The sequence below is a fragment of the Methylobacterium jeotgali genome, from assembly GCF_022179345.1.
GTDB classification, from domain to species: domain Bacteria; phylum Pseudomonadota; class Alphaproteobacteria; order Rhizobiales; family Beijerinckiaceae; genus Methylobacterium; species Methylobacterium jeotgali.
Map to the genome: position 1 here is coordinate 107,966 of NZ_BPQR01000010.1, position 20,931 is coordinate 128,896.

Sequence of the window (20,931 nt, forward strand, 5' to 3'; positions counted from 1 at the left end):
CGTGCGCCCGGCGGGGCCGGCGAGACCGCCCCTAGACGCGGCCGCCTCCCGCTGCGATCGTCCGGCTCGATCACGGCGTCGAGACGCCCGCATGGATGGAACGTGGGGCCCCTGACCAAGACATACGGCAACCTCGACGTCGCCGGCCGGCTGCGCGAGGCCCGGCGCATGGCCGGCCATGCCTCGGCCCGGGCCGCGGCCAAGGCCCACGACTGGGCGCCGAGCAGCGTCCACGGTCACGAGCGGGCCGAACGCGCCCTGACCCCCGAGGACCTCGTCCGCTACGCCAAGGCCTACGGGGTCGACCCCGGCTGGATCGAGACGGGCGCCGCCGGGCCCGATGCTGCCCTCGGACCTCCACGCGAGCCGGATCCTCGCGGACGAGCCACCGACGCCGGTCGCGAGACGTCGCCCGTGGAGAGCGCGCGCCGGACCCGCATGGCGACGCGCACGGGAAACCACTTCATGGGTTTCCGCCTCGGCGTCGCCAGACGCCTCGCGGGCTTTCGCACGGCGTCGGCGGCATGTGCCCAATTCGGGTTCGTCCGCTCGACCTACGGCGGGCATGAATACGGTCTCAAGGGCTCGCTCCCGGCGGAGGCCGCCGAGGCCTACGGCGCCGCCTTCGGCGTCCCCGCCGCCTGGCTCCTGCTCCGCGGGCCCCCGGCGGGGCTGCCCGAGCCGGTCGCCGCCGAAGTCGCGCAGGCGGAGGCACGCGCCCCCGAGGTTCGCATGCTCGTCGATTGGGATCCCGACTTCCGGTACCGGTCGGTCGCCGCCGAGCCGGTCTTCGCCAAGTGCGCCGCGTTTGCGGACCCGAGGCGCCGGGGAGACCCGGAGACGGTCGGATCGATCCTGCGCAACTCCGCCGCGGCCCGCGAAGCCGCGCGGTCCCGGTCTCGCATCGGACGGTCCGTGACCTTGCGCGAGATGCCGGTGGAGCATCTCCGGACACCCGGGTCCCGCGCGTCCGGCACGACGTCGAACCATTGGTCCATCCCGGCGGACTTCATGGACGGCGCGCGCACGGCGACCGCCGTCGTCGCGGTCCTGTCCGATCACCAGCCGGCGCTGGGGCTCGGGCCAGGCGACCGCATCCTCGTCGAGATGGGTGGGGAGAGGCGGGTCGGCGACCTTTTGGTCCAGTCCCAAGGATGCCTGCGCATCGAGCGGGTAGGCATGCCTTCGGGCGAGCCCCGACCGGCGTCCAGCGACCAGGTCCTCGGACGCGTCCTGGCGATTATCAGGCGCGGCGTCGACCGATAGCGGGCACGACCCCGGCCACCCGCCCGCCGATGGACGATCCACGCTCCTGTCCGGTCGCGTCGGCCGCCGCATCCCCCGCGCGGCGCAGGCGCTCGGGCATCCCGAACCCCTCGACGCCCCGCGACCGACGAGGATGGACCCGCCTCGAACGTGCCGGGCCACCCTCGACGGCAGCCCCCGCTCCGTGACGGTCCGCGGCTCCCAGGGGCCGTGCCCCGAAACGCCCGCCGCAGGCCCCTCACCGCCGCGCCAATCCGGCCGCTCGACCGCGCCCCGCGACCGGGGTTCGTGGGACTGCCAACATCCCATGCATCGAAGGCCGACGGTTGGATCCGCTGTGAGCGCCTGCATCCGACCATCGGCATCCGAAGCACAAGAACCTTCGTCGCCCCAGGAACGGACGAGGAACATCATGAGGCCGCGTACGTTAGCTCGGCGGCGCTCCGGGGGCCTGGGCGCCTGAGGTGCCGTGGTCGAATTCCATGGCGCCCGAGACGGACGGCCCTGCCACCGGGGCGGAGGCTTCGGTTCGCACGGGGGCCGCCGTGAAGGTGTTCATCAGTTCGCTCATCGCCGGCCTGGAGCCGATCCGCGCCGCCGCGCGGGCCGCGGTCGTCGGGCTCGGGCACGAGGTCGTCATGGCCGAGGACTTCGGCGCCAGGCCGACGTCGCCGCAAGTGGCCTGCCTGGAAGGCGTCCGGCAGGCCGGCATCGTCGTGTTGATCCTCGGCAAGGATTATGGCGCCAGGCAGCCGTCCGGGTTGTCGGCGACCCATGAGGAATATCGCGAGGCCCGCCAGTCCCGCCCCGTGGTCGCGTTCGTGCAGGAGGGCGTGGACCGGGACGCCGACGAGGCTGCGTTCGTCAGGGAAGTCCAGGAATGGGTGGGGGGGCTGTTCAGGGGCGGCTTCACGTCGCCGGAGGACCTGCAAGCCAAGATCGGCCGCGCGATCCACGAGGTCATGCTTTCTCGCGCGGCCGGGCCCGTCGACGAGGGCAACCTGCTCGAAAGGGCGCTCGGCATGCTGCCCGAGGATCGGCGCGGCTCCGTTTCGATGGGCCGGCACCTCACCGTCGCCATCGCCTCCGGACCCACGCAGGCCGTCCTGCGACCGAGCCGGATCGAGGACCGGACCCTCGCCGAGGAACTCTCGCAGGCCGCGATGTTCGGGCCGCTCCGCATCTTCGACCGGAGGAAGGGCGTGGCGGAAGCGGTCGAGGATGGCGCGCTCGTCATCCGCCAGGAGCGGGAGACGTCATTCACGCTGACCCCGCAGGCCGACTTGCTGTTCGCGCTCCCGATCCCGCGCGGCGACGACATGATGGGCGGCGTCATCGAGGAGGATGTCGCCGACCTCCTGGGACAGACGTTCCGGTACGCCGCGTCGGTCCTGGACCGCGTCGACCCAACGCAGCGGGTCACCCATGTCGTGCCGGTCGCCGCCATCGGCGACGCGCAGATGCTGGCGTGGCGGACACGGGCGGAGACCGACCGGGGACGCGGCGGCGGGATGAGCTACGGCATCGGTCGCGGCGAGCCCGGACCCGTCCGGTTGACGCCGGCGCTGCGGACGCGGTCGGCGCTCGTCCATGATGCCGCCGACCTGATCGAGGATTTCGTCACCCTCCTGCGCCGCGCGTACCGAAGCAACGCCAATTGAGGTCGAGCGTCCGACGGGGTTCCACCAGCACGTCGACGAAGGAAGGAAACCGTGAAGCGCCTGGCCATCTTCCTGGACGGCACGTGGAACACGCTCGGCAACAACACGAACGTGTGGCGCCTGAGGTCGCTCTGTGACCCGCTGGCCGTCGGCCAGATGGTCCACTACGGTCAGGGCGTCGGGACGCGGCCGGGCGAGAAGGTGCGCGGCGGCGTCGGGGGCTACGGGCTCGACGACGAGATCCTCGACGCCTACGCGTGGCTCGTCCAGGCCTACGACCCGGGCGACGACATCTTCATGTTCGGATTCAGCCGCGGGGCCTACGCGGCCAGGAGCCTGTCCGGCCTCGTCGCGAAGTGCGGCGTGCTGAAGCCCGGCGCGCCCTTGTCCATCGAGCAGCTCTATGCCCGTTACCGCCGCGCCGACGGCAGGACCATCCGCGCGCTCATGGCCGCCGACGCCGCACCGCCGGCCGACCTGGAGGAGCGGTGGATACTCGGCCACTCCGTCGCCGCGGACATCAAGTTCGTCGGGGTCTGGGATACGGTCGGATCCGTCGGCAACCCCCTGACCAGCCTTCGCTCCCGGTTGGCCCGCTATCGGTTCCTCGATACGCACCTTCGCAAAGCGAACGCGCACGCCTTCCACGCGGTCGCGCTCGACGAGCACCGCAAGGCGTTCGAGCCGACCTTTTGGACGGTCACGACCCCGAACGGCGCGCCGCCGACCTCGGGCCGCAGCCTCGACGAGGTCGAGCAGCGCTGGTTCGTCGGGGCGCACGCCAACGTCGGCGGCGGCTATCCAAGCGATATCCTGGCCCAGGCACCCTTGCGGTGGCTGATGGAAAAAGCGTCCCTCCACGGGCTGGTCTTCCGCGACCGCCTCACGACCGACGAACCCGACCCGAATGCTGCGATCGCCGACTCCTACGCGGACTTCACCCCGCGGTGGCTGCGGCCGGTCAGCAAACGCTTCCAGCGTCCAGTCGGGCCACCGGCAAGCGTGGGGACGAAGTTCACGACATCGCGGATCAACGAGACCATCGACGGCTCCGTCTTCGACCGGTGGCGGGACAATCCCGGCTACAGGCCGGCCGGGCTGGCATTCTGGGCGGCCCGATTGGGCCTGAACCCAGCTACCTTGAACGGCGCGGTCCAGGCCGCGGACGGAAGGCCGGTCGAAGGCATCGCGCTCACCCAACCCGCCCCCGTGCGCTGACGCTCCCTCCAACGAACCGCCGGGACGCCGCGCGTTGGTGCGACGCAAGCCCCGCCGAACGTCGGCTCGGCTCAACGGACATCGTGCCCCAACGCCTCCGCTTACGTTCGAGCGCAACGCGTTTACCACGGCGTCGGTCGACGCATGGCATGTCTTGTTCCGTGTGCGCGCACGGAATATTATAGGCCCTGGTCTGGCGGCGGTGCCCGCGGAGGAGGCCTTGCGTGCACCCGAACGCGGTTACGCCCAGCCATCACGTGGCGATGAACTTCAGGGACGGAGCCGGCCGTTCGGTGCGCCTCATCGTTACGGAGGGCGGCATCCTGCGCGAATTCCTGGACTACTGGGAGGCGCCTTCGAACTGCGGCTACAGCCTGAGCTGGTGGCGCAAGGCGGTCCAGGCCATCGGACTGCTGGTCGATCACAGGGCGGCCACGCAGGCCGCGACCGGACTTCCCGCCCCCTGGGGGCCCCACTACCTCCAGACGCTCAAGATGCACCTGCGACACGGCACGTTCGTCGAGGTCGACAAGGTACTCGCGTGCCCATTGGGCCTTCACTGGCAGGGCCGCGGCGAGCGGGCCGTCTGGGAGGCCATGTCCCACATCACCCGGTTCGGGGACTTCTGTACGGAGCGCTACGGCTGGCCGTGGCTGAACCCCTACGCGATGCTCCCCGTCCCCGGGCGGACGTGGCGCCGCACGGGACCGGACGGAGCGTTTCCGCGGGGCGATGCGGGCCGAGGGAGACTGGACAACGAGCGGGTCGTTCCCATCAGGATCGGCGGTGGCGGCCCGGCGTACGGGGATCCACCGGCCTTCCCGGCGGGCCGCCTCGACGACCTGCTCGGGGCCTTCCTCCGCCGCGGGGCGCGGGAGGGTCAGCCCCGCGAGACCCGGCTTCACCTCCGGGACATGATGATCGCGGTGCTGCAGGGGGCCGCCGGCCTGCGATGCTCAGAGCCGTTCCACATCTACGTGGGCGACGTGGAGGAGGACCCGACGCAGCCCGGCGTCGCGCGCGTCCGGGTGCACGACCCGGTGGACAGCGCCGTGCCGTGTCCCGGGCCGGGAGGGACCTGGCACCCAGTCCGACGGGCCGATTTCCTCCAGGGGCAGTCCTACGTGCCGCGTAACCAAACCCACGGGGGGACGCGGGCCGGCTGGAAGAGCCCGATCGTCAAGCAGGACGGTCGGTACCGGTATTTCGAGGTGCAATGGTACCCGATCCGCTACGGTGTCCTCTTCCTCGACCTGTACAGGGAATACACCGCTCGCGGGGGGGCTCGCTCGTCGCCCTACCTGTTCCTGAACGACGCGGGCTCGCCCTACACGATCAGGCAGTACGAGAAGAAGCTCAAGCTGGCCTGCCTGCGTGTCGGCGTCGAACCCACGAAGGCTGCCGGCGGCACGACCCACGGGCTCAGGCATCACTATGCGCAGGGGCTCAAGGCCGCGGGACTGTCGGAGTCCGCCATCGCCGCCTGCCTGAACCAGAGCGACGAGCGTAGCGCGGAGACCTACACGCGCCCGTTCATGGCCGACGTGGCCCGGCAACTCCGGGACGTCGACCCTCTCACGGCCAACGTCGTCATCCCCGGCCTGTCGTCCCGGTCGGCGCATGCGCCGCGCGCGCGCGCGGGGGAAACCCGGTGACGAACAGGACGGTCAGGGCCGCGGCGCCCCGCATCGCGACGGACGCTTCCGGCCGCGCGCTCAAGCTCGGGCCGGCGCGGAGCGACCAGCACTTCACCATGCTGGAGCCTTTCGAGGCCGACCGCGTGTGGCGCGCCTGCGACTTCTTCCTGAAGTCGAAGCAGGACGTCCGCCACGCCAGCGAGCGCCCGCGGAAGGAAGTCCGCCTTGCCATCGCCAAGTTGCGTGACGTGGAGACCGCGCGTGCGTTCAAGGACGCGCTCGACGAGACGTTCGAGTCCATCGCCAAGTGGAACCATCGGCCGCAGCACGCCCTGGAGCTCGCCGTCCGCCTTTGGGAGGAGGGATGCATCGTCCTGCCCAAGGGCCTGCTCATCCCGGGCACGGACCACGTGTTCAAGGAAACGCTCAAGCGCGACCGCGCGTTCAAGTGCCTCCCGAGCCTGCGCGGCGATGCGGGCGCGCTCATCGAACGGGTCCGCGCCCACGCGCACGAGACCGAGGCGTGGCCCGAGCCCAGGCGCGTCGTGGCCGCGCTCTTCTGGGCCTTGGTCACGACCCAGGGGCTGGCCCGGGGCGCCACGCTGTCCTGGACCGAGGCGCGGGAACTCTACGGGATCGGCCGGGACGACACCAACAGCTGGCGGCTCAAGCACGCGCTCGACGCGCTGCTCCCGCCCGTCGACGACGCGGTCGGCCAAGCCCCCGACGGCCGGGCCCCCAACGTCCGAGGCGGCGGCGAAGGTTCGAGGTCGGATCCGGAGTTCCGTTGGGTCCTCGCCGTCGATCCCGCCATGGACGCGTGGCGGCGGCTCTGCGCGCAATGGATCCGCATCCAGGAAACGAGGCAGGCCCAGGCCCAGCTCACGACGGCGAACTTGGTTCTCCAGGTCCTGTCGAGCCTGCCTGCGGATTGCCGCGATCCCTACGTCCTGCTCGACCCCCGCCACGCGATCCACGGGGCCGTCGTCGAAGGCATGAAGAAGCGCCTGAAGGGCGGCTACCTGACGGCGTCGCTCAAGCGTGCGCGCGCCCTGTTCGCCCAGGCGCTGCTGGAGCTGGAGGCCGCGCCGGACCGGCGCCTCCGTCCGACGACGGCCCTGGAGAACCCCGTGGCGCCCAGCCAGATCCCAAGACCCCCGGCCAGGCAGAGGAAAACGTCCAAGGAGCCGATCCCGACCGAATGGGTCGAGATGATGGCGCGCATCCTGACGGACGACGACTATGCTTGGCCGCGCACCCGTCAGAGCGACTACTTCCTGGACACGGACGGCCGGACGAGGATCTGGTCCCCGGTGAGGGCGTGCATGATCCTGGCCCTGCTGAGTTACCAGGGGAGGTTCTCGACCTTCGCCATGGCGGATTCGGGCGAGGGCGACCCGTCCCTACCGCGGTATCACGACGAACCCCACCCCGAATGGGACGACGGTCGTCCCGGTTGGGTCGAGTGGGTGAACAACGACTTGCCCGTCGAACGGCACAAGAGGGAGCGCGGCATCATCCGGCGCATCGAGGCGGCGCCGGGCGCGCGGTTCCACTTCGAGGCGAACAAGGGCGGCAAGGAATACGCGTCGCACTGGCGCAACAGGCCGCTGTACAGGATCCTGACGGAGCTGCGGGATTGGCAGGTCGCCAACAATCCCGTTCGCGCCCCGACCCCGTACGACCGCGTCCCGTCAGGCAAGACGGCCACGAAGATCGGTCGCGAGGCGAATTCGGCGCGATACTACCTGTTTCGGGACCCGACGAACACGGCGGACCCGACGCTTCCGGTCTCGCGCAGCCGCGTCCGACGCTTCTTCATCGCCCTCCTGGACGAACTGGAGACCCGGTTGAGGGCGCAGGGTTGCGACCTGCCGGACGGATCGCGGCTGCGCCTCGTCCGCTCGCGCACTCGGTCCGGGCTGGCCAAGAGCGTGATGTTCACCGTGCACACGACCCGCGTGACCGTGATCACGCACCTGATGGCGGCCAGGGTGCCGCTCGCCGTCGTGCGGTCCGATACGGGGCATTGGAGCCACGCCACCACGTCCTACTACGACAAGAGCGGGTATGCACCGAGGCAGGCGGGCCCCGGGGAGCCGGCGGAGGCCGGGGGAAGGCCCGGGGCCGCGGCGCACTTCCTGGCCAGCCTCGCCGGCAGCGAGACCGCGCGCGACGTGCAGCTCGAAAGCGCCGGCCGCGGTCCGGCGAATCCCGGGCCGCCCGCGTCGGCGCGACCGTGGCGCCTGTTCGAGTACGGCGCCTGCCCGAACGGAGCCACGCGGTGCGCGGAGGCCGGCCACGCGTCCCCGGATGCGGGTGGGGAAGGCGCGCCCTGCCTGCGTTGCGTCCACCTGCTGTCGGGGCCAGGCTTCGCGTCCGGCATGATCCGCCGGCACAGGGCCGCGTGCGAGGCCGCGTCGACGGCGGAGCGGACCAAGCGCGAGCTCACCGCGGAGATGGACAGCATCGAGGAACTCCCGCTTCCGGTTCCGGCCGACAGGCTCCGGAAGGTCGAGGCGGATCTCGCGGCGGCCGGCGCCCGGTACGAGGCCGCCATCGACGAGTTGGCGAGCCTGTCCTGCCACCTTGAGGCGAGCATGCGGCTGCTCGTAGACGCTGGACCGGGGCCGGGCCATGGTCCCACGTTCGTCGCGGTGCACGCCGGGGCGGAGCCGTCCGTGGCAATGCCGCCCCACGGCGCGGCGACCGTCGCCGGGCCGGGGGGCGAGGCCGTCAGGGTCGTCCGGGCGGACGCGGACCCCGCCTCGCCCCGGATGCAGCTCGCGGCGATGCTCGTGGCACTCGGGAAGAGCGATGACGCCGAGGCCGCGCCGGCGCGCGCGCCCGCCGCGTCGGCATCCGTGCGTCTGGCGATGCGGTCCGCGTCCGCCGAACTGGAGCGCTGGGCCGCCGCCAAGCATGCGAACAGGGCGGGCGTGTGGGCGCCGGACGGCAACCCGGGGACAGCGGCCGGCTCCGGCGAGCGCCCCATGGGCACGCCCCGGCGGCCCGTGTCCGGTGGCACTCGCCCGCAGGCCCCCGGCGCCGGGAGCCGGGACCTCGCATCGGAGGCATCATGACCACGAGACCGACGCCGCCCCAGGACACCGGACGACCCGCCTTCTTCAAGCCGGAAGGGCACGATCTCGTCGGCACGTTCGACCCGGAGCGACTCGATCCGTTCCCGGGAACCCGGGCACGTTACGACGCCCTGGTGGCCCAGGCCCGGAGCCCCACCGCGCGACGCCAGCTGGGCAACGTGGCCCATGCCCTGCTCCAGCTGCACAAGGGCGGGGCACGGATCCTCGGTCCGTCCGCCGTCGGCGCCGTTACGCAGAAGTGCGGCGGCCCGAGCGTCAAGGCGCTCAGCAACGCGACATCGGCTCATCACCAAGCGCTGATCGCCGCATTCAACGAGGAGACCGGGGCGGCCGCAGGCAAGGTCAGGCCCAAGCGGCCGGAGGGGCTCTACGACGAGATCATCCGGGCCCTACCCGACATGCATCATCGCGCCGCGGTCCAGGCCCTCGTGCAGTCCAAGAGGTCCAACGAGCGCCAGATCCATATCCTCAAGCAGCAGGTCGGGGCTGCGTCGCTGCCGCTGGCGAGCCCGCTCGTCGTCGGCGACGCCGGGCCGTTGCCGGCCGTCGCCCCAGGCGGTCGCCAGAGCGCCGAGCCCGGCCAGGACGACGAGCGGCTGGCGCTGCTCCGGAGGGCCTTCAGCGTCGACGGCCTGAGGAGGAAGGGCCTCGCCATCGTCGATGGGGCGCTCGTTCTGGAAAGGATCAACCAACGCATCCTCAGCCCGCCCGAGTTAAGGGCCATCCGCGCGCTGCTGGGGGAGGACGTGGGCGGTGCTAATGGCACCGACTGACGCGATCCGGCCCGACCGGACCGGAGGTTCATCTCGTCCACGTACGCGCGAATGTGGATCTCGTGACGGGACGTCGTCGTCCCGGGTTCGGGCAAGCCGGTTACGGCCGAAGAGGTCGCCAAGCCGACCCGGCGCAAGCGGCGGTGTTCGGGCCTTGCCGCGGTGTATCCATGGGGATGGGCGCGATACCCTCTCAGCAGTCGCGGCGGGCGCCTTCTCGCCCAAGCGCCGCCAAAGCTTCCCACGTCCCGTGCGCATCATGACGGGCCCGAGCCGCCGACCGGCCGGCGGTCTGTTGCCTCAGCCCGTTACGCCGGCGAGCGCCCGGGGGTGCAACTCGGCCTGGTAGGTGCTGGAATGCCTGAGCAGCCGGCGCATCTGGTCCAGCCAGCCGAGGTCCCGGGCCGCCGTGTCGTAGATGCAGATGGAGAGGCCCATCGTCAGGGCGGGCTCGATCTTGGCGTAGGCGTTCGAGACACCCATCGAGACCAGGGTCGGATCGGCCAGGGGACGCCTGACCAGCATCGCGAACTCGATGTACCGGATGTCGCGGTCGCGCAGGTGGAAGACCACGGACTTGTGCCGGAACCGGGGGCGCTCGAACACCGGGCACGGTCGCAGGTCCACGAGCGCGGTCACGGCGTTCAGCGCCAGGAGCCTGAACAGCCGCTCCTCGTCGAGCGCGCCGACGTCGACGAACGCGACCTTGCCGCGGCCCTCGTCACGGGCGGGGAAGAGGGAGTGCTGCACCTGCACGCAGGAAGCGGCGGTTGCGGCCCCGGCCCTGACCGGGAAGCCTATGACCTTGGCCTCAAGCATCGCGCTTCTCCGGAACGAGGGCGGCGGCCTTCTCTTCCACGGACTCCAAAGCCCTCAGCCGCACCGCGTGTTCCGGGATGCCGCCGACGGGGGCCCGGTAGCTCCCGTCCTCGTTCTTCAACTCGGCCCGCTTGACGAAGAAGTCCTCGTACATGCGCACGCCCACCCCCGTGAAGGGGACCACGACCATCTTGTCCGCATCCACGGCGGACCCGCCCCTCTGGCGCCTCGGGAGCTCGTTGGCGATGGCGTCGGAATGCAGCTCGCTGGCGAGGCTTTTCTTGTAGGGTTCGACGTAGTAGACCCGCTCAACCCCGGCGGTCACGAGGTGCCGGGCGCAGTTATGGCACGGGTAGGTCGTGCAGTAGAGCGTCGTGCCGACCGGCGACACCCCCTTGCGGGCCGCCGAGAACAGCGCATCCATCTCGGCATGGATGGACCGGGAGTATTCGATCAGGTCCTTGACCCCCGGCATGTCCCCCATGATCTCGGCCTTGGCGATGAGCTTGGCCGAGATGTCGGCCTGGGCCCTTTCGCGCGCGGTCTTCGCGACGTCGATGCCGGTCTCGGGCACCGGGTGGGCTGCCAGGGCGAGGTCCGCGCTGAGGTTCGTCGCCATCCAGCGGGCGAGTTCGTTCCTTAGGTTGTTCTTCTTGCGGGTGTTGTGGCAGCCGACGAACTGCAGGCCGCCCTCGCCAGTCCACCGCCACGCGCTGCAACGGTTGTCGTCGGGGCTGTCCTCGTCATAAACGCCGCCGCCGAACGCCGGCGGGTCGTTCGTCCCCGTCGAGACGATGGTCCCGTCTTCCGCGGTTAAGGCGGCGCCGACCTGGCGCGACAGGCATGAGGATTGTCGGGCGGCCGCGTAGGCGTGCTTGATCGCCCGCTCGGCCCGCGTCGGGCGCACCAGGCCGGTCCCGAGGAGGAGGTTCGTGAACCGCCGGAGATCGTCCGTGAGGTTTTCGCCCTCCTGGCTGACCTCGTTGTTGTCGATGAAGAAATCGGCGAGGTGGAAGGCGTCGCGCACCTGTTGGCCGTGCGGCTTCCCGACGTCCTTCTCGTCCCGCTCCATGTACCGGAGCACGTCCTCGCGGTCGACGCCGCGGTACTTGGCGACCGCCATCTGCGCACCGATCAGCCGCCGTTCGCGGTTGGCGGGCTCGCAGTGCGTGGCGACGAGGCGAAACGACTGCCCGTAGACGTTCTGAAGCAGCTTCACCTCATCCGAGTGCTTGATCGAGTCGAGGATGACGGCGAGCTTCCTCTCGCCGGGGACGGCCTCGCCCCGCAGCTTCATAATCTCACGTACTGCCAGGGCTGCCACGGCATGGTTGCCGTGGGCCTTCCTGAGTTCATCCCCAAGGTTTTGCAGGTCGCAGGCGCGGGCGAACCGCGACGGGCCCAGATGCACGCCGGTACCCAGCTGGGTTATCGGACTGCCGGCGAACTGCCGCTCGATCAAGGTGCTCAGCTTGACCGGCTCGACGTCATACCCGGCGACTTCCAGGAGAAGTTGGAGCCGCTTCACGGCGGTCGAGCAGCCCGAGCCGGCGAACCCGACGATGCCGATCACGAGCTCCTTCGACAGCGGCGAGACGCCGGATGGATCGGGCGCGTCCGCGGCGTCCGGCACGGCCTTCAGCTTGGTGTTGCCCGCCTTCGCCACCGACCGCCGCCCCCATTCCGGCCCAGCGCGGCCATCGGCCGGCTCGAATCCCCCGTCGCGCGGGACCCTATGGCGGCAAACCTTACCGATGCGTGGGCATCCGACAATGGTCGAGATTGCGCGCCGGCAGCCTGTCCACGACCGTTCAGCCGATGGCATGCCCGGCCGGGTCCGCAACCATCAGCCGGAGCTGGGCGCTCGCATCCGACGCGGGGATTTCGGCCATCCGATCGAGCGCCGTCGGCTACCGGTGCCTGCCACTCGTCGCGCGGTCAGGCCAAGCCAGCTTCGACGGGGTGGGCGGGCACGAAGTCCGTCCGCTCCTCGATCCGGCCGCGCGCTGCAGTTCCGCGCGGAGGGGTTCTGGGACCGCGTCATGCAGGAGATAGCCGAGTTCCTCGTCGGGCGCGGCAGCCTGAGGCCAACCGAGATCCAGCCGAACTCGGAGCCTTGACGCTTCGCGGCGCCACCCTGCACAGGGAGCCGCTTAAACCCCGGGCAGCCTCAAGAAGAAGATGGACGTCCCGGTCTCGTCAGGACGCTGCTTCGAGCCTCGCGGCGAGGGACGCCATGCCCTCTGGGCCGGGTGAACCCCTTCCTGGCCTACTCTGCGTCGTAGCCGCCCTGTTCGCCGGCCGAGGGTTTGTGCGGGCGATGCTCGGCCGTGGTGGGACCTGGGCGGGTCGCGACAGCTCAAGCCCATGTTCCTGAGGGTGAGGCCGGTGCGATCACCGGGCTTTGGGAGGGGCCTTCACGGCTCATGTCCGCGAACCTCGCCCGGCTTGTGTACGGTCGCCCGAAGGTAGTCGGGACTGGCCCAGGCTCGCGCGAGCTCGAAGGACGTCGTCGTGCCGCCGCCCCTCCGGTCAGGGGAGGCGCGGATGGCCGTTTCGGCAGCCTCCAGTCGCGGTGCCGGGACGATGACCTGATAGTCCGCGTCAGCCTGGCCGTCCGCAGCGGCCATCGCGATGACGGGAGCCGTTCCACCGTTCCGTGATGGGCATCGGGAAGCGAGGCCCCGACGACTAATTCAGGCGGTTGGAGGCCAGGGCCGCGCGGTCGGCGAGCTCGACCTGCCCGCGCCGCAGGATGACGAGACCGGCCTCGGCCCACTGCGCCAGGATGCGGCTGACAACCTCGCGGACGCTGCCCACGTCGGCGGCGAGCTGCTGATGGGTCTTGTGGACCACGCCGTCGGGACCGGCCTCCGTCAGCAGCCGGCGCGCGAGCCTTTGCTCCAGCGGCGCGAAAGCCACCTCTTCGATCAGCGTGAACATGCTCGCCATGAGCCTGGAATAGTCGTCGAGGACGAAGCTTCGGAACTCCGGGCTCTCGGCCATCAACTGCTGGAACGTGGCCGCCGGGATCGCCGCCAGTTCGGTACGCTCCTCCGCGATGCTCTCGGCAGGGAAGCCGCCGCCGGCCAACAGGCACTGGGTGGTGAGCACGCATGTCCCGCCCGCCTTGACCTTGTAGATCAGCACCTCGCGCCCGCCCTCCGACAGCCGAAACACGCGGGTCCGACCGTCGATGCACATGAGGTAGTTCGCGCACGCGCCGTCGAGCTCGTAAGCGACGGCGCCGGCTTCGAGGACAGGGAAGTGCACCGTGCCGCGCGCGATCTGCAGGTGGGCGGCCGAGAAGCCCTTGATGAGGGGAAAGCGCTCGATCCAGCGCTCGACCTGATGGTTGTCCGGCATATGTGACGTCCGCCTGCCGCCGGTGCGATGCATGACCGCCCGGTCGTTCTTGCAAGTTTCTCCCGCCGTTCAATGCCGGTGCTCCCTGAGGGCACCGGCTCGTTCGGCCTCGTCGGCATAGCATTTCCCGCGAGGCCCCATAAGCCGCTCACGAGGACGTTAATCCGTACCCTCGCGATGCACCTCGACGCACGCGGACACACGCCGTCCCCGTCCGGCGTCGGCCGGCGAGTTGCAGCCCCGTCCGCCATCCGACGCGAACCCGACCCAACCGCGCAGCGACCGTTCCAGGGAGATTCTTGAGCGTCCGCCGACTTGCGTGACCCAGGTCACCGACGCCCGGCCAGAGAACGGCTACCGTCTCCTTAACCGGACCTGCGAGCGGCAGGCATGACAACAACGGAGGAGCAAACGCCATGGCATCATCGCGCCGGACGACCGCCCTGCTGGCGGGCCTGATCCTGCCCACCCTGCTCGCCGCCGGATCGGCGCATGCCGCGGCGGGCGACACCGACAGCCAACGCGCCGAGCGCTGGGGCGAGATCAAGCAGCAGATCTTCGGCGACGCCAAGATCCAGTCCGGCGGCAAGGCGGTGAAGATCGACGCCCCGAAGCGGGCGGATGACGCCTCTCTGGTGCCGATCACCCTGACCGTGCCCGACAAGGACAACGTCGCGGAGCTGTCGCTCATCATCGACGACAACCCGACGCCGTACGCCGCCCACTTCGTCTTCGGCCCGGCGGCCGACCCCAGCGAGCTCAAGCTCCGCGTGCGCGTCAACAACTACACCGACGTCCACGCCGTCGCGAAGATGAAGGACGGCACGTTCCAGGAGGCCACCGAGTACGTGAAGGCGTCCGGCGGCTGCTCGGCACCGATGGGCATGAGCGACGAGGAGGCGATGCAGGGCATGGGCGACATGCGCATGAAGTTCGGCGAGACGCAGCCGGGCAAGCCCGTCCAGGCGACCCTGATGATCCGCCACCCGAACTTCTCGGGCATGCAGATGAACCAAGTGACGCGCGACTACACCCCGGCCCGCTACATCCAGAAGATCACCGTCAGCTACGGCGACAAGAGCGTCTTCACGATGGACGGGGACATCTCGATCTCGGCGAACCCCGTCATCAACTTCGGCTACCTGCCGGACGGCGCCGGCCCGATGAAGGTCACCGCCACGGACAACCAGGGTGGCCACTGGGAGAAAAGCTTCCCGGTCCGCTCGGCAAGTAACTGATGCGACCCATGCTCCGCCTTCCCATCGCCGCCGCGGCCGCCGTGCTCCTCGTCGCCGCAGCTCCCGCCGACTCGCCGGTTGGCGTGCGGGAGCCCGACGGCTACTGGCAAGGCGCGCTGCACGGCTACACGCCGAAGACCCTGGCAGGGGCCACGGTCGTCGACGCCGCCCAGGTCGCCAGGCTGATCGAGGAGCACAAGCCGGTGCTCCTCGACGTCTCCGAGGTCGACCGGAAGCCCGCGGGCCTGCCCCCGGGCGGCCTGTGGTTCCCCGTCCACCGCAACATCCCCGGCAGCACGTGGTTGCCGGGCGCAGGGGACGGGGACCTCGACGCGGCCGCCCAGGACGCCCTCAAGGCACGTGTCGCCGACCTGACCGGGGGCGATCTCGAAAGGCCCATCGTCACCTACTGCCACCCGGACTGCTGGGGCAGTTGGAACCTGGGCAAGCGCCTCGTGACCTTGGGCTATCGGAAGGTCCACTGGTTCCCGCAGGGCATCGACGGCTGGCAGGACGGCCACGACACCGCCGTCTCGCGCCCAGACCCGAGCTGGGCCGCCCGCCCCAAGGCCACAGCCGGCCAATAACGCTTACCGTCCCCCATCCTGAAGGCTCGTCCCGATGATCCGCCGCTCCCTCCTGGCTTGTCTCGCCATAGCGCCGCTCACGCTCGCCCCGGCCCGAGCTGCCGACTTCCTGCCGTATACGCCGGAAGCCCTGGCCGCCGCACAGAAGGCCGGCAAGCCCATCCTGGTCGAGATCAGCGCGCCCTGGTGCCCGATCTGCAAGACGCAGAAGCCGATCCTGGCGAAGCTCGGTGCCGACCCGCGGTTCAAGGACCTGCAGGTGTTCGACGTCGACTTCGACAGCCAGAAGCCGGCTCTGAAGGCGCTCAACGCCCGCATGCAGAGCACCTTGATCGCGTTCAAGGGCGAGAAGGAGGTCGGGCGCTCCATCGGCGAGACCCAACCCGAGTGGATCGAGGGACTCGTGGAAAAGGCGCTCTGAGGCAAAGCCCATGGTCGCCACCCTCGGCCTCGCCTTCCTCGCCGGCGTCCTCTCCGTCCTGTCGCCGTGCGTGCTGCCGTTGCTGCCCCTGGTGCTCGGCGCAGCCGCCTCCGAGCACCGCCTGGGGCCTGCGGCGCTGGCGGCAGGCCTCGCGCTGTCGTTCGTCGTGATCGGGCTGTTCGTCGCCACCGTCGGCTTCGCCATCGGCCTCGACACCGACGTCTTCCGCACCGTCGCCGCGGTCCTGCTGGTGCTGGTCGGCCTCGTCCTGATGGTACCGGCGGTCCAGACGCGGCTGGCGGTAGCCGCCGGTCCCGTGAGCGACTGGACAGAAACCCGGTTCGGCGGCTTTTCGACCGCTGGCCTCCTCGGCCAGTTCGGCGTCGGCGTGCTGCTCGGCGCGGTCTGGAGTCCCTGCGTCGGCCCGACGCTGGGCGCCGCCTCGCTCCTGGCTTCCCAGGGCCGGAACCTCGGCACCGTCGCGTTGACCATGTTCCTTTTCGGCGTCGGTGCGGCGCTTCCGCTCCTGATCCTCGGCACCCTGTCGCGGGAGGTCCTCCTGCGTTGGCGCGACCGCATGATGAGCGCCGGCAAGGGTCTCAAGGCCGCGCTGGGCCTGATCCTGGTGGTGAGCGGGGCCGTAATCCTCTCGGGCTACGACAAAGCCATCGAGGCCGCGCTGGTGAATGCTTCGCCCTCCTGGCTCACCGACCTCACCACCCGCTTCTGAGGGCCCGACCACCCATGCGCCTCGTCCAATCCTGCCTCGCTGCCTGCCTCGTCATGACGCCGTTGGGCGCCGAGGCCTGGGACATGAGGGGCACAAAGCGGATCGAACTGCGTACCCGGGACGGCGATACCATCCCCGTCGGTACCGTGACCTTCGAGCCCGACGGCGCGGGGTCGAGGTTCAAGGTCGCGCTCGACCTGTCCGATTTCCGCGACCATTTCCTATCCATGCGCGAGTTCAAGTGCCTGGAAGGACCCGAGCTGCAGTGCTTCGTGCCTTACCCGTACAAGAACCCCGCCATCGTCACACAGGCGGATCTTTCTTGGCTGGAGCACAACCTGATCTTCTTCTTCAAGGCCCCTACCGACTATGGGGCCAAGCTGGCGAACGGCCTGTACTACACGATGCGGGTCACCGATGCCGGCATCGTCGGAACCCCGCAATCGGTCGATCTCAACGAGATCGCCGCTCCGCCGGGCAATCCCGACATACCGCCCCTGGGTCCCGAAAGCCGATCCGACATCGAGCCTCGGGCAAGGTGGATTGAGGCGCTGCTCATCCGCTGACATCGGCAGACGCGACCGCCTCGTGCCAGCACTCCGCAGTGGCGGCACTCGGCCGGAAAGACCACGGGCCTGTGACCGACCTGGCCGGCGCCGGTCGCGGGCCGGAAAGGCGAAAGACCGCCAGTTCGCCGGCGGCCTTGCTGCTGTTCCAGGTTGCTCAAGTGCGGAACCTCGACGTCTGAGCCCGTAAGACCGGGTCGGCTATCACCGTCGGCTTCGGGCCCTCGCCCGAGGGAGGCGGTCTCCGCCGCCCTTCGCGAACCCGCCGACCGGACCCGCCCCAACGCGCCTCGCTGCTGGGCCATTGTCGATTTATTATATCAACGGTATAATAGATGGTTCGGTCGTGAAGCCGCGACCGTCCTCGCCTCATGCCATCGGGGAGCCGAGCCCCGAGTGAACGCGGCTTGGAGTTGGCCGCCGACCGTCCGAGGCGGTGGCGTCACCGGCATCCCCTTTGCCGCTCGCGCCGGGGAGGCCTACCGCAACGGAGATCCTCATGCCGAACGACACTCTTGCGGGCGCGCCGCCCGGTGACATCCATCTCGGCGGCCTCGCGCGATCCGTCGACGTGACGCTCGCCTCGGTCCTGGCGACCGAGTTCCCGGTCGACCCGATACTGGGCAGGGAGATCTCCGACCTGGTGTCCAAGGCTGCGAGTCTCCAGAAGCGGCACGGCCTTCTGTTGGAGGCCGGGATCGTCGCCGCGTTGCGCGCCTCGGGCCGGTTCGAGGTCCTGACCGGCGTGTCCATCCCGATCACCGCCGCCGCGGACTCGCTCGTGGCCTCGACGCCCCCCGAGACGCTCGAACGGATCGCGCTGCGCTACGACGCCCCCGTCTCGCGTGCCGTGAACATGGACTTCGTGGTCGTCGATCTGGAGGCGGGTTGGGCCGGCGCCTACGACTGCAAGCGGGGGAACGGCACGCTGACCACGCGTCTACTCCGCCCGCTGGTGCGAGACGTGGAGTGCGTGGGCATCCTGCTCCGCTCCTTCCTGAGGGACAGGGGATACGCTGCGGTCGACAGGGTGACGGCCGGCCTGGTGGACATCTACGGCCAGAGCGGCGTACCCGCCCACCTGGCCGTCGGCCTGCGTGATCTGGACGCGCATTTCGGCGTTCCGGTCGCGTCGATCCTCGAAGCGATGAACCGGCGCCTTACGGCCGGCTTCAAGGCCGCGGTCCCGGGCCTCTTGGCATCGGTTCAAGCGAAGGTGTCGGAGGAAGCGGCTCACCGCGCGGTCATGGACGGGCCGGTGGACGCCGGCCCCCGAGCGACCGCGGTCCGCACCCCTGCGCGCCTCGCGGGTCCCGGGCACCTGACGGCCAGACGCGCGCCCGGCCGTCATCCCGGACGACGTCCTGGCGTTCCGCCTGCGGCGCGTCAGCCCCTCGACCCGGCACGGCGCGCCAGAGGCTGACCATGCGGACGCGTGCGGCCCCCGGACCCGGCATCGCGCGGCGAGGGGGCCGGCGGGCCTTGGGGCGCGGGTCCCACGGTTGAGACGCCCCCGGCCGACAGGGTATCGAGCCATGCGTGCCGACCGCGACCCGGGGGCGGGGCGGGCTCTCGGCGTGCCGGCCATCCTCGTTCGCGCGGCGGCCCTGGCGTGGGCCAGCGGCCGCCCGGGACGCGTCGTCCTCCACGACCTCTACCTAGAACTCCGGATGCAAAGCAGGCGCATCCGATGGGATGGCCACCCGAGTTGGAAGGTGTCCCGCCGAGCATCTTCCACGTCGCTCCGACAGACCCCGTCGACGCGACGAACGCGTGCCCATAGAGGTCGACGAGCCGAACGACAGGATCGGCTTGGCCTGACCCGGAACATGCCCTGCTGCCCGGGCCAGGACGAGCCCATCTTCGGAGGGCGCCCCGGTCTACCGAAGCCGGCGATGCGACCGCGTCGGGGCGAGGTGCTCGCTCCCGTTGGGGTCGAAGCGACGCTCGATACCGTTGCCCGCCGATCCCGTGTCCGAAGGGACCGGCGACCGCGAGCGGTCCCTCGCCGGAGGTTCTTCTTGACCCTCGCAGGGGGATTCCCGTCCGGGCATCGGCGCGGGACGGGATCCGGTCCCCGTCGTTTTTCCGCCGCCGACGAGGTCGACCCGCCTTCGACGGGCCGCGGACATCGCGCGTTCGGCGCCGGCGTCGGCACGGTCTCGTCAGCCGCGCGCGGGGTCGATGGCTGCGATGAACTCCGGGTCGTTCGCGAAGTCGCCAAGGTCGTTGTCGGATGTGTTCGCCGACGGGTCGAACAGGCTGCGCATCGTGACGCGCGGCGGAGTTTCCGGATCGGGCGCCAGCGCGACGGCACGCGCCAACGCCGCCAGGGCCTCCGCCCTGGCCTCGGCCTTCTCGCTATCCGCCCCGGATGTCTCCGACAGCCAGCGATGCCTCTGACCGTATGCGCAGGCGCGCCAGACGTGGACCATCGGGTCGAGCGCCCCCTCCGGATGCTGTGCCAATCCGTCCGCCAGCCGGAGCGCACGCGTGAAGCCATCCGGCATCGGCAGGTACAGGGCGTGGAACAGCTCCCGACGCCGGATCCGCCAATCGTGCGGTGCCTTGTCGGCCGCCTCGCGCAGGTTCTCGACCGCCCGCCGGATGTCCCCCCGCAAGGCTCGGACCTCCGCCAGCCTGCGGAGAACGAGCGAGCTGGTGGGATCGAGGGCATTGGCCCGCTCCAATGCCGTCTCGGCCGCCTCGAAGTTGCGGGCACGCGCCTGCGCGGCGCCCCAGGCCGCGAACTCCTCGGACGTCCGGAGGCGGTCGAAGTTCACCCCGAGAAGCGTGGCATCGGCCGGCAACGAGGGCGCGGTGGCAGCCGGAAGGCCGATCCTGGCGGAAAGCGCGGCGATGGCCGCACGTCGGAACCCCTCGTCGACGATCGGGGCTTCGTTGGCCGCGTCGATGTCCGCCTTGGGGACGACGGTGGCATCCTGCGCGTCCTCGGTGGCGAAGAACATCAGCGTGATGCGGGTTCTCGTCTGGAGATAGAAGTAAAGGAAGCCGATCAGGAGCCCGCTCAGGCCCACGCCCATGACCAGGAGGTCGGAGGCCGGCGAACCCCGGAGGCCGCTCGTCGCGACGTAAGCGGCCAGTCCACGCACCGTCGAGACCGCCTCGCTCGCATGGACGAGGCCTAGGCCGACGAGGATCTTGGTGATCCAGTCGGAGATCTCCTCCAGGTTCGAATTGCCGACCAACGGCCGGACCTGCGTCATCGAACCGGCGCTGCCGGGTTCGGACGCTGGGGATGCACCCGCCGGGTCGCCTTGCGCCAGGAGCCGGGGGATGCCGAAGAGAAAGCCTGCCAGGGCCCCGGCGAGGCAAGACGCGACGAGCACGCAGGCCAGGACGGACAGCGAGGTGGCGAAAGCCCGCGGATCCGTCGCCTGTCCCAGGCAGTACGCCGCGGCGACCGCGCAGACCGTGAGAAGCAGGACGGTCGCCCATCGGTCGAAGCGTGCCAGGTTGTCGTCGAGATGCGAGCCGAGCTCGTCCCGCGGCCTGCCCACCGCCTTGCCGCCCGCCATATCCAT

At 70.3% G+C, this 20,931-nt stretch carries 16 protein-coding genes; 12 read left to right on the top strand and 4 right to left on the bottom strand.

Annotated features, from left to right (window positions below; all coding sequences use genetic code 11):
• The first annotated feature begins 102 nt into the window (after positions 1-102).
• From MFF04_RS03280 to gmtX, 6 genes are all read left to right on the top strand, one after another.
• Positions 103-1,266, top strand: coding sequence for a helix-turn-helix domain-containing protein (locus MFF04_RS03280; RefSeq protein WP_238274034.1), 1,164 nt, complete (start codon positions 103-105; stop codon positions 1,264-1,266).
• A gap of 545 nt (positions 1,267-1,811) precedes the next feature.
• The gene (locus tag MFF04_RS03285) at positions 1,812-2,927 is read left to right on the top strand and encodes a DUF4062 domain-containing protein (protein ID WP_238274035.1); all 1,116 of its coding nucleotides are present in this window, start codon (positions 1,812-1,814) and stop codon (positions 2,925-2,927) included.
• Between the two features lie 51 nt (positions 2,928-2,978).
• Positions 2,979-4,145: a T6SS phospholipase effector Tle1-like catalytic domain-containing protein gene (locus MFF04_RS03290; RefSeq protein WP_238274036.1), complete on the top strand. Its 1,167-nt coding sequence runs from the start codon at positions 2,979-2,981 to the stop codon at positions 4,143-4,145.
• Between the two features lie 224 nt (positions 4,146-4,369).
• Positions 4,370-5,800, top strand: coding sequence for a tyrosine-type recombinase/integrase (locus tag MFF04_RS03295; protein WP_238274037.1), 1,431 nt, complete (start codon positions 4,370-4,372; stop codon positions 5,798-5,800).
• A gap of 98 nt (positions 5,801-5,898) precedes the next feature.
• Positions 5,899-8,865 (top strand): VPA1269 family protein, encoded by a 2,967-nt coding sequence (locus tag MFF04_RS03300; RefSeq protein WP_238274038.1) that lies wholly within the window; start codon positions 5,899-5,901, stop codon positions 8,863-8,865.
• Positions 8,862-9,659, top strand: coding sequence for a gamma-mobile-trio protein GmtX (gmtX, locus tag MFF04_RS03305; protein WP_238274039.1), 798 nt, complete (start codon positions 8,862-8,864; stop codon positions 9,657-9,659). The genes MFF04_RS03300 and gmtX overlap by 4 nt, the downstream gene beginning before the upstream one ends.
• 300 nt (positions 9,660-9,959) lie before the next feature.
• On the opposite strand, the gene MFF04_RS03310 is transcribed toward gmtX, so the two are convergent.
• From MFF04_RS03310 to MFF04_RS03320, 3 genes are all read right to left on the bottom strand, one after another.
• On the bottom strand, positions 9,960-10,478 hold the full coding sequence (locus tag MFF04_RS03310) for a hypothetical protein (RefSeq protein ID WP_238274040.1): 519 nt from the start codon (positions 10,476-10,478) through the stop codon (positions 9,960-9,962).
• The gene (locus MFF04_RS03315) at positions 10,471-12,144 is read right to left on the bottom strand and encodes an anti-phage dCTP deaminase (protein WP_238274041.1); all 1,674 of its coding nucleotides are present in this window, start codon (positions 12,142-12,144) and stop codon (positions 10,471-10,473) included. Before MFF04_RS03315 ends, MFF04_RS03310 begins: the two co-directional genes overlap by 8 nt.
• 1,025 nt (positions 12,145-13,169) lie before the next feature.
• Positions 13,170-13,844 (bottom strand): Crp/Fnr family transcriptional regulator, encoded by a 675-nt coding sequence (locus MFF04_RS03320; RefSeq protein ID WP_238274042.1) that lies wholly within the window; start codon positions 13,842-13,844, stop codon positions 13,170-13,172.
• Between the two features lie 416 nt (positions 13,845-14,260).
• On the opposite strand from MFF04_RS03320, the gene MFF04_RS03325 reads away from it, so the two are divergent.
• From MFF04_RS03325 to MFF04_RS03350, 6 genes are all read left to right on the top strand, one after another.
• Positions 14,261-15,082, top strand: a complete 822-nt coding sequence (locus tag MFF04_RS03325; RefSeq protein WP_238274043.1) for a quinoprotein dehydrogenase-associated SoxYZ-like carrier — start codon at positions 14,261-14,263, stop codon at positions 15,080-15,082.
• Positions 15,082-15,669: a rhodanese-like domain-containing protein gene (locus MFF04_RS03330; protein WP_238274044.1), complete on the top strand. Its 588-nt coding sequence runs from the start codon at positions 15,082-15,084 to the stop codon at positions 15,667-15,669. The genes MFF04_RS03325 and MFF04_RS03330 overlap by 1 nt, the downstream gene beginning before the upstream one ends.
• A 34-nt stretch (positions 15,670-15,703) precedes the next feature.
• Positions 15,704-16,090, top strand: coding sequence for a thioredoxin family protein (locus tag MFF04_RS03335; protein ID WP_238274045.1), 387 nt, complete (start codon positions 15,704-15,706; stop codon positions 16,088-16,090).
• 10 nt (positions 16,091-16,100) lie between these two features.
• Entirely contained in the window at positions 16,101-16,820 is a 720-nt protein-coding gene (locus MFF04_RS03340; RefSeq protein WP_238274046.1) for a cytochrome c biogenesis CcdA family protein, read from the top strand.
• 14 nt (positions 16,821-16,834) lie between these two features.
• Positions 16,835-17,386, top strand: coding sequence for a hypothetical protein (locus tag MFF04_RS03345; RefSeq protein WP_238274047.1), 552 nt, complete (start codon positions 16,835-16,837; stop codon positions 17,384-17,386).
• A gap of 499 nt (positions 17,387-17,885) precedes the next feature.
• Positions 17,886-18,809: a hypothetical protein gene (locus tag MFF04_RS03350; protein WP_238274048.1), complete on the top strand. Its 924-nt coding sequence runs from the start codon at positions 17,886-17,888 to the stop codon at positions 18,807-18,809.
• A gap of 742 nt (positions 18,810-19,551) precedes the next feature.
• Here the strand turns inward: MFF04_RS03350 and MFF04_RS03355 are convergent.
• A complete protein-coding gene (locus tag MFF04_RS03355; RefSeq protein WP_238274049.1) occupies positions 19,552-20,931 on the bottom strand; it encodes a tetratricopeptide repeat protein in 1,380 nt (459 codons plus the stop codon).

What these genes read in the sequence shown, in the direction of transcription:
- MFF04_RS03300 (WP_238274038.1), top strand. Translation starts at nt 5,899, where the DNA reads ATGCTGGAGCCTTTCGAGGCCGACCGCGTGTGGCGCGCCTGCGACTTC.
- gmtX (WP_238274039.1), top strand. Translation starts at nt 8,862, where the DNA reads ATGACCACGAGACCGACGCCGCCCCAGGACACCGGACGACCCGCCTTC.
- MFF04_RS03310 (WP_238274040.1), bottom strand. Translation starts at nt 10,478, where the DNA reads ATGCTTGAGGCCAAGGTCATAGGCTTCCCGGTCAGGGCCGGGGCCGCA.
- MFF04_RS03320 (WP_238274042.1), bottom strand. Translation starts at nt 13,844, where the DNA reads ATGCCGGACAACCATCAGGTCGAGCGCTGGATCGAGCGCTTTCCCCTC.
- MFF04_RS03325 (WP_238274043.1), top strand. Translation starts at nt 14,261, where the DNA reads ATGGCATCATCGCGCCGGACGACCGCCCTGCTGGCGGGCCTGATCCTG.
- MFF04_RS03330 (WP_238274044.1), top strand. Translation starts at nt 15,082, where the DNA reads ATGCGACCCATGCTCCGCCTTCCCATCGCCGCCGCGGCCGCCGTGCTC.
- MFF04_RS03335 (WP_238274045.1), top strand. Translation starts at nt 15,704, where the DNA reads ATGATCCGCCGCTCCCTCCTGGCTTGTCTCGCCATAGCGCCGCTCACG.
- MFF04_RS03340 (WP_238274046.1), top strand. Translation starts at nt 16,101, where the DNA reads ATGGTCGCCACCCTCGGCCTCGCCTTCCTCGCCGGCGTCCTCTCCGTC.
- MFF04_RS03345 (WP_238274047.1), top strand. Translation starts at nt 16,835, where the DNA reads ATGCGCCTCGTCCAATCCTGCCTCGCTGCCTGCCTCGTCATGACGCCG.
- MFF04_RS03350 (WP_238274048.1), top strand. Translation starts at nt 17,886, where the DNA reads ATGCCGAACGACACTCTTGCGGGCGCGCCGCCCGGTGACATCCATCTC.
- MFF04_RS03355 (WP_238274049.1), bottom strand. Translation starts at nt 20,931, where the DNA reads ATGGATATGGCGGGCGGCAAGGCGGTGGGCAGGCCGCGGGACGAGCTC.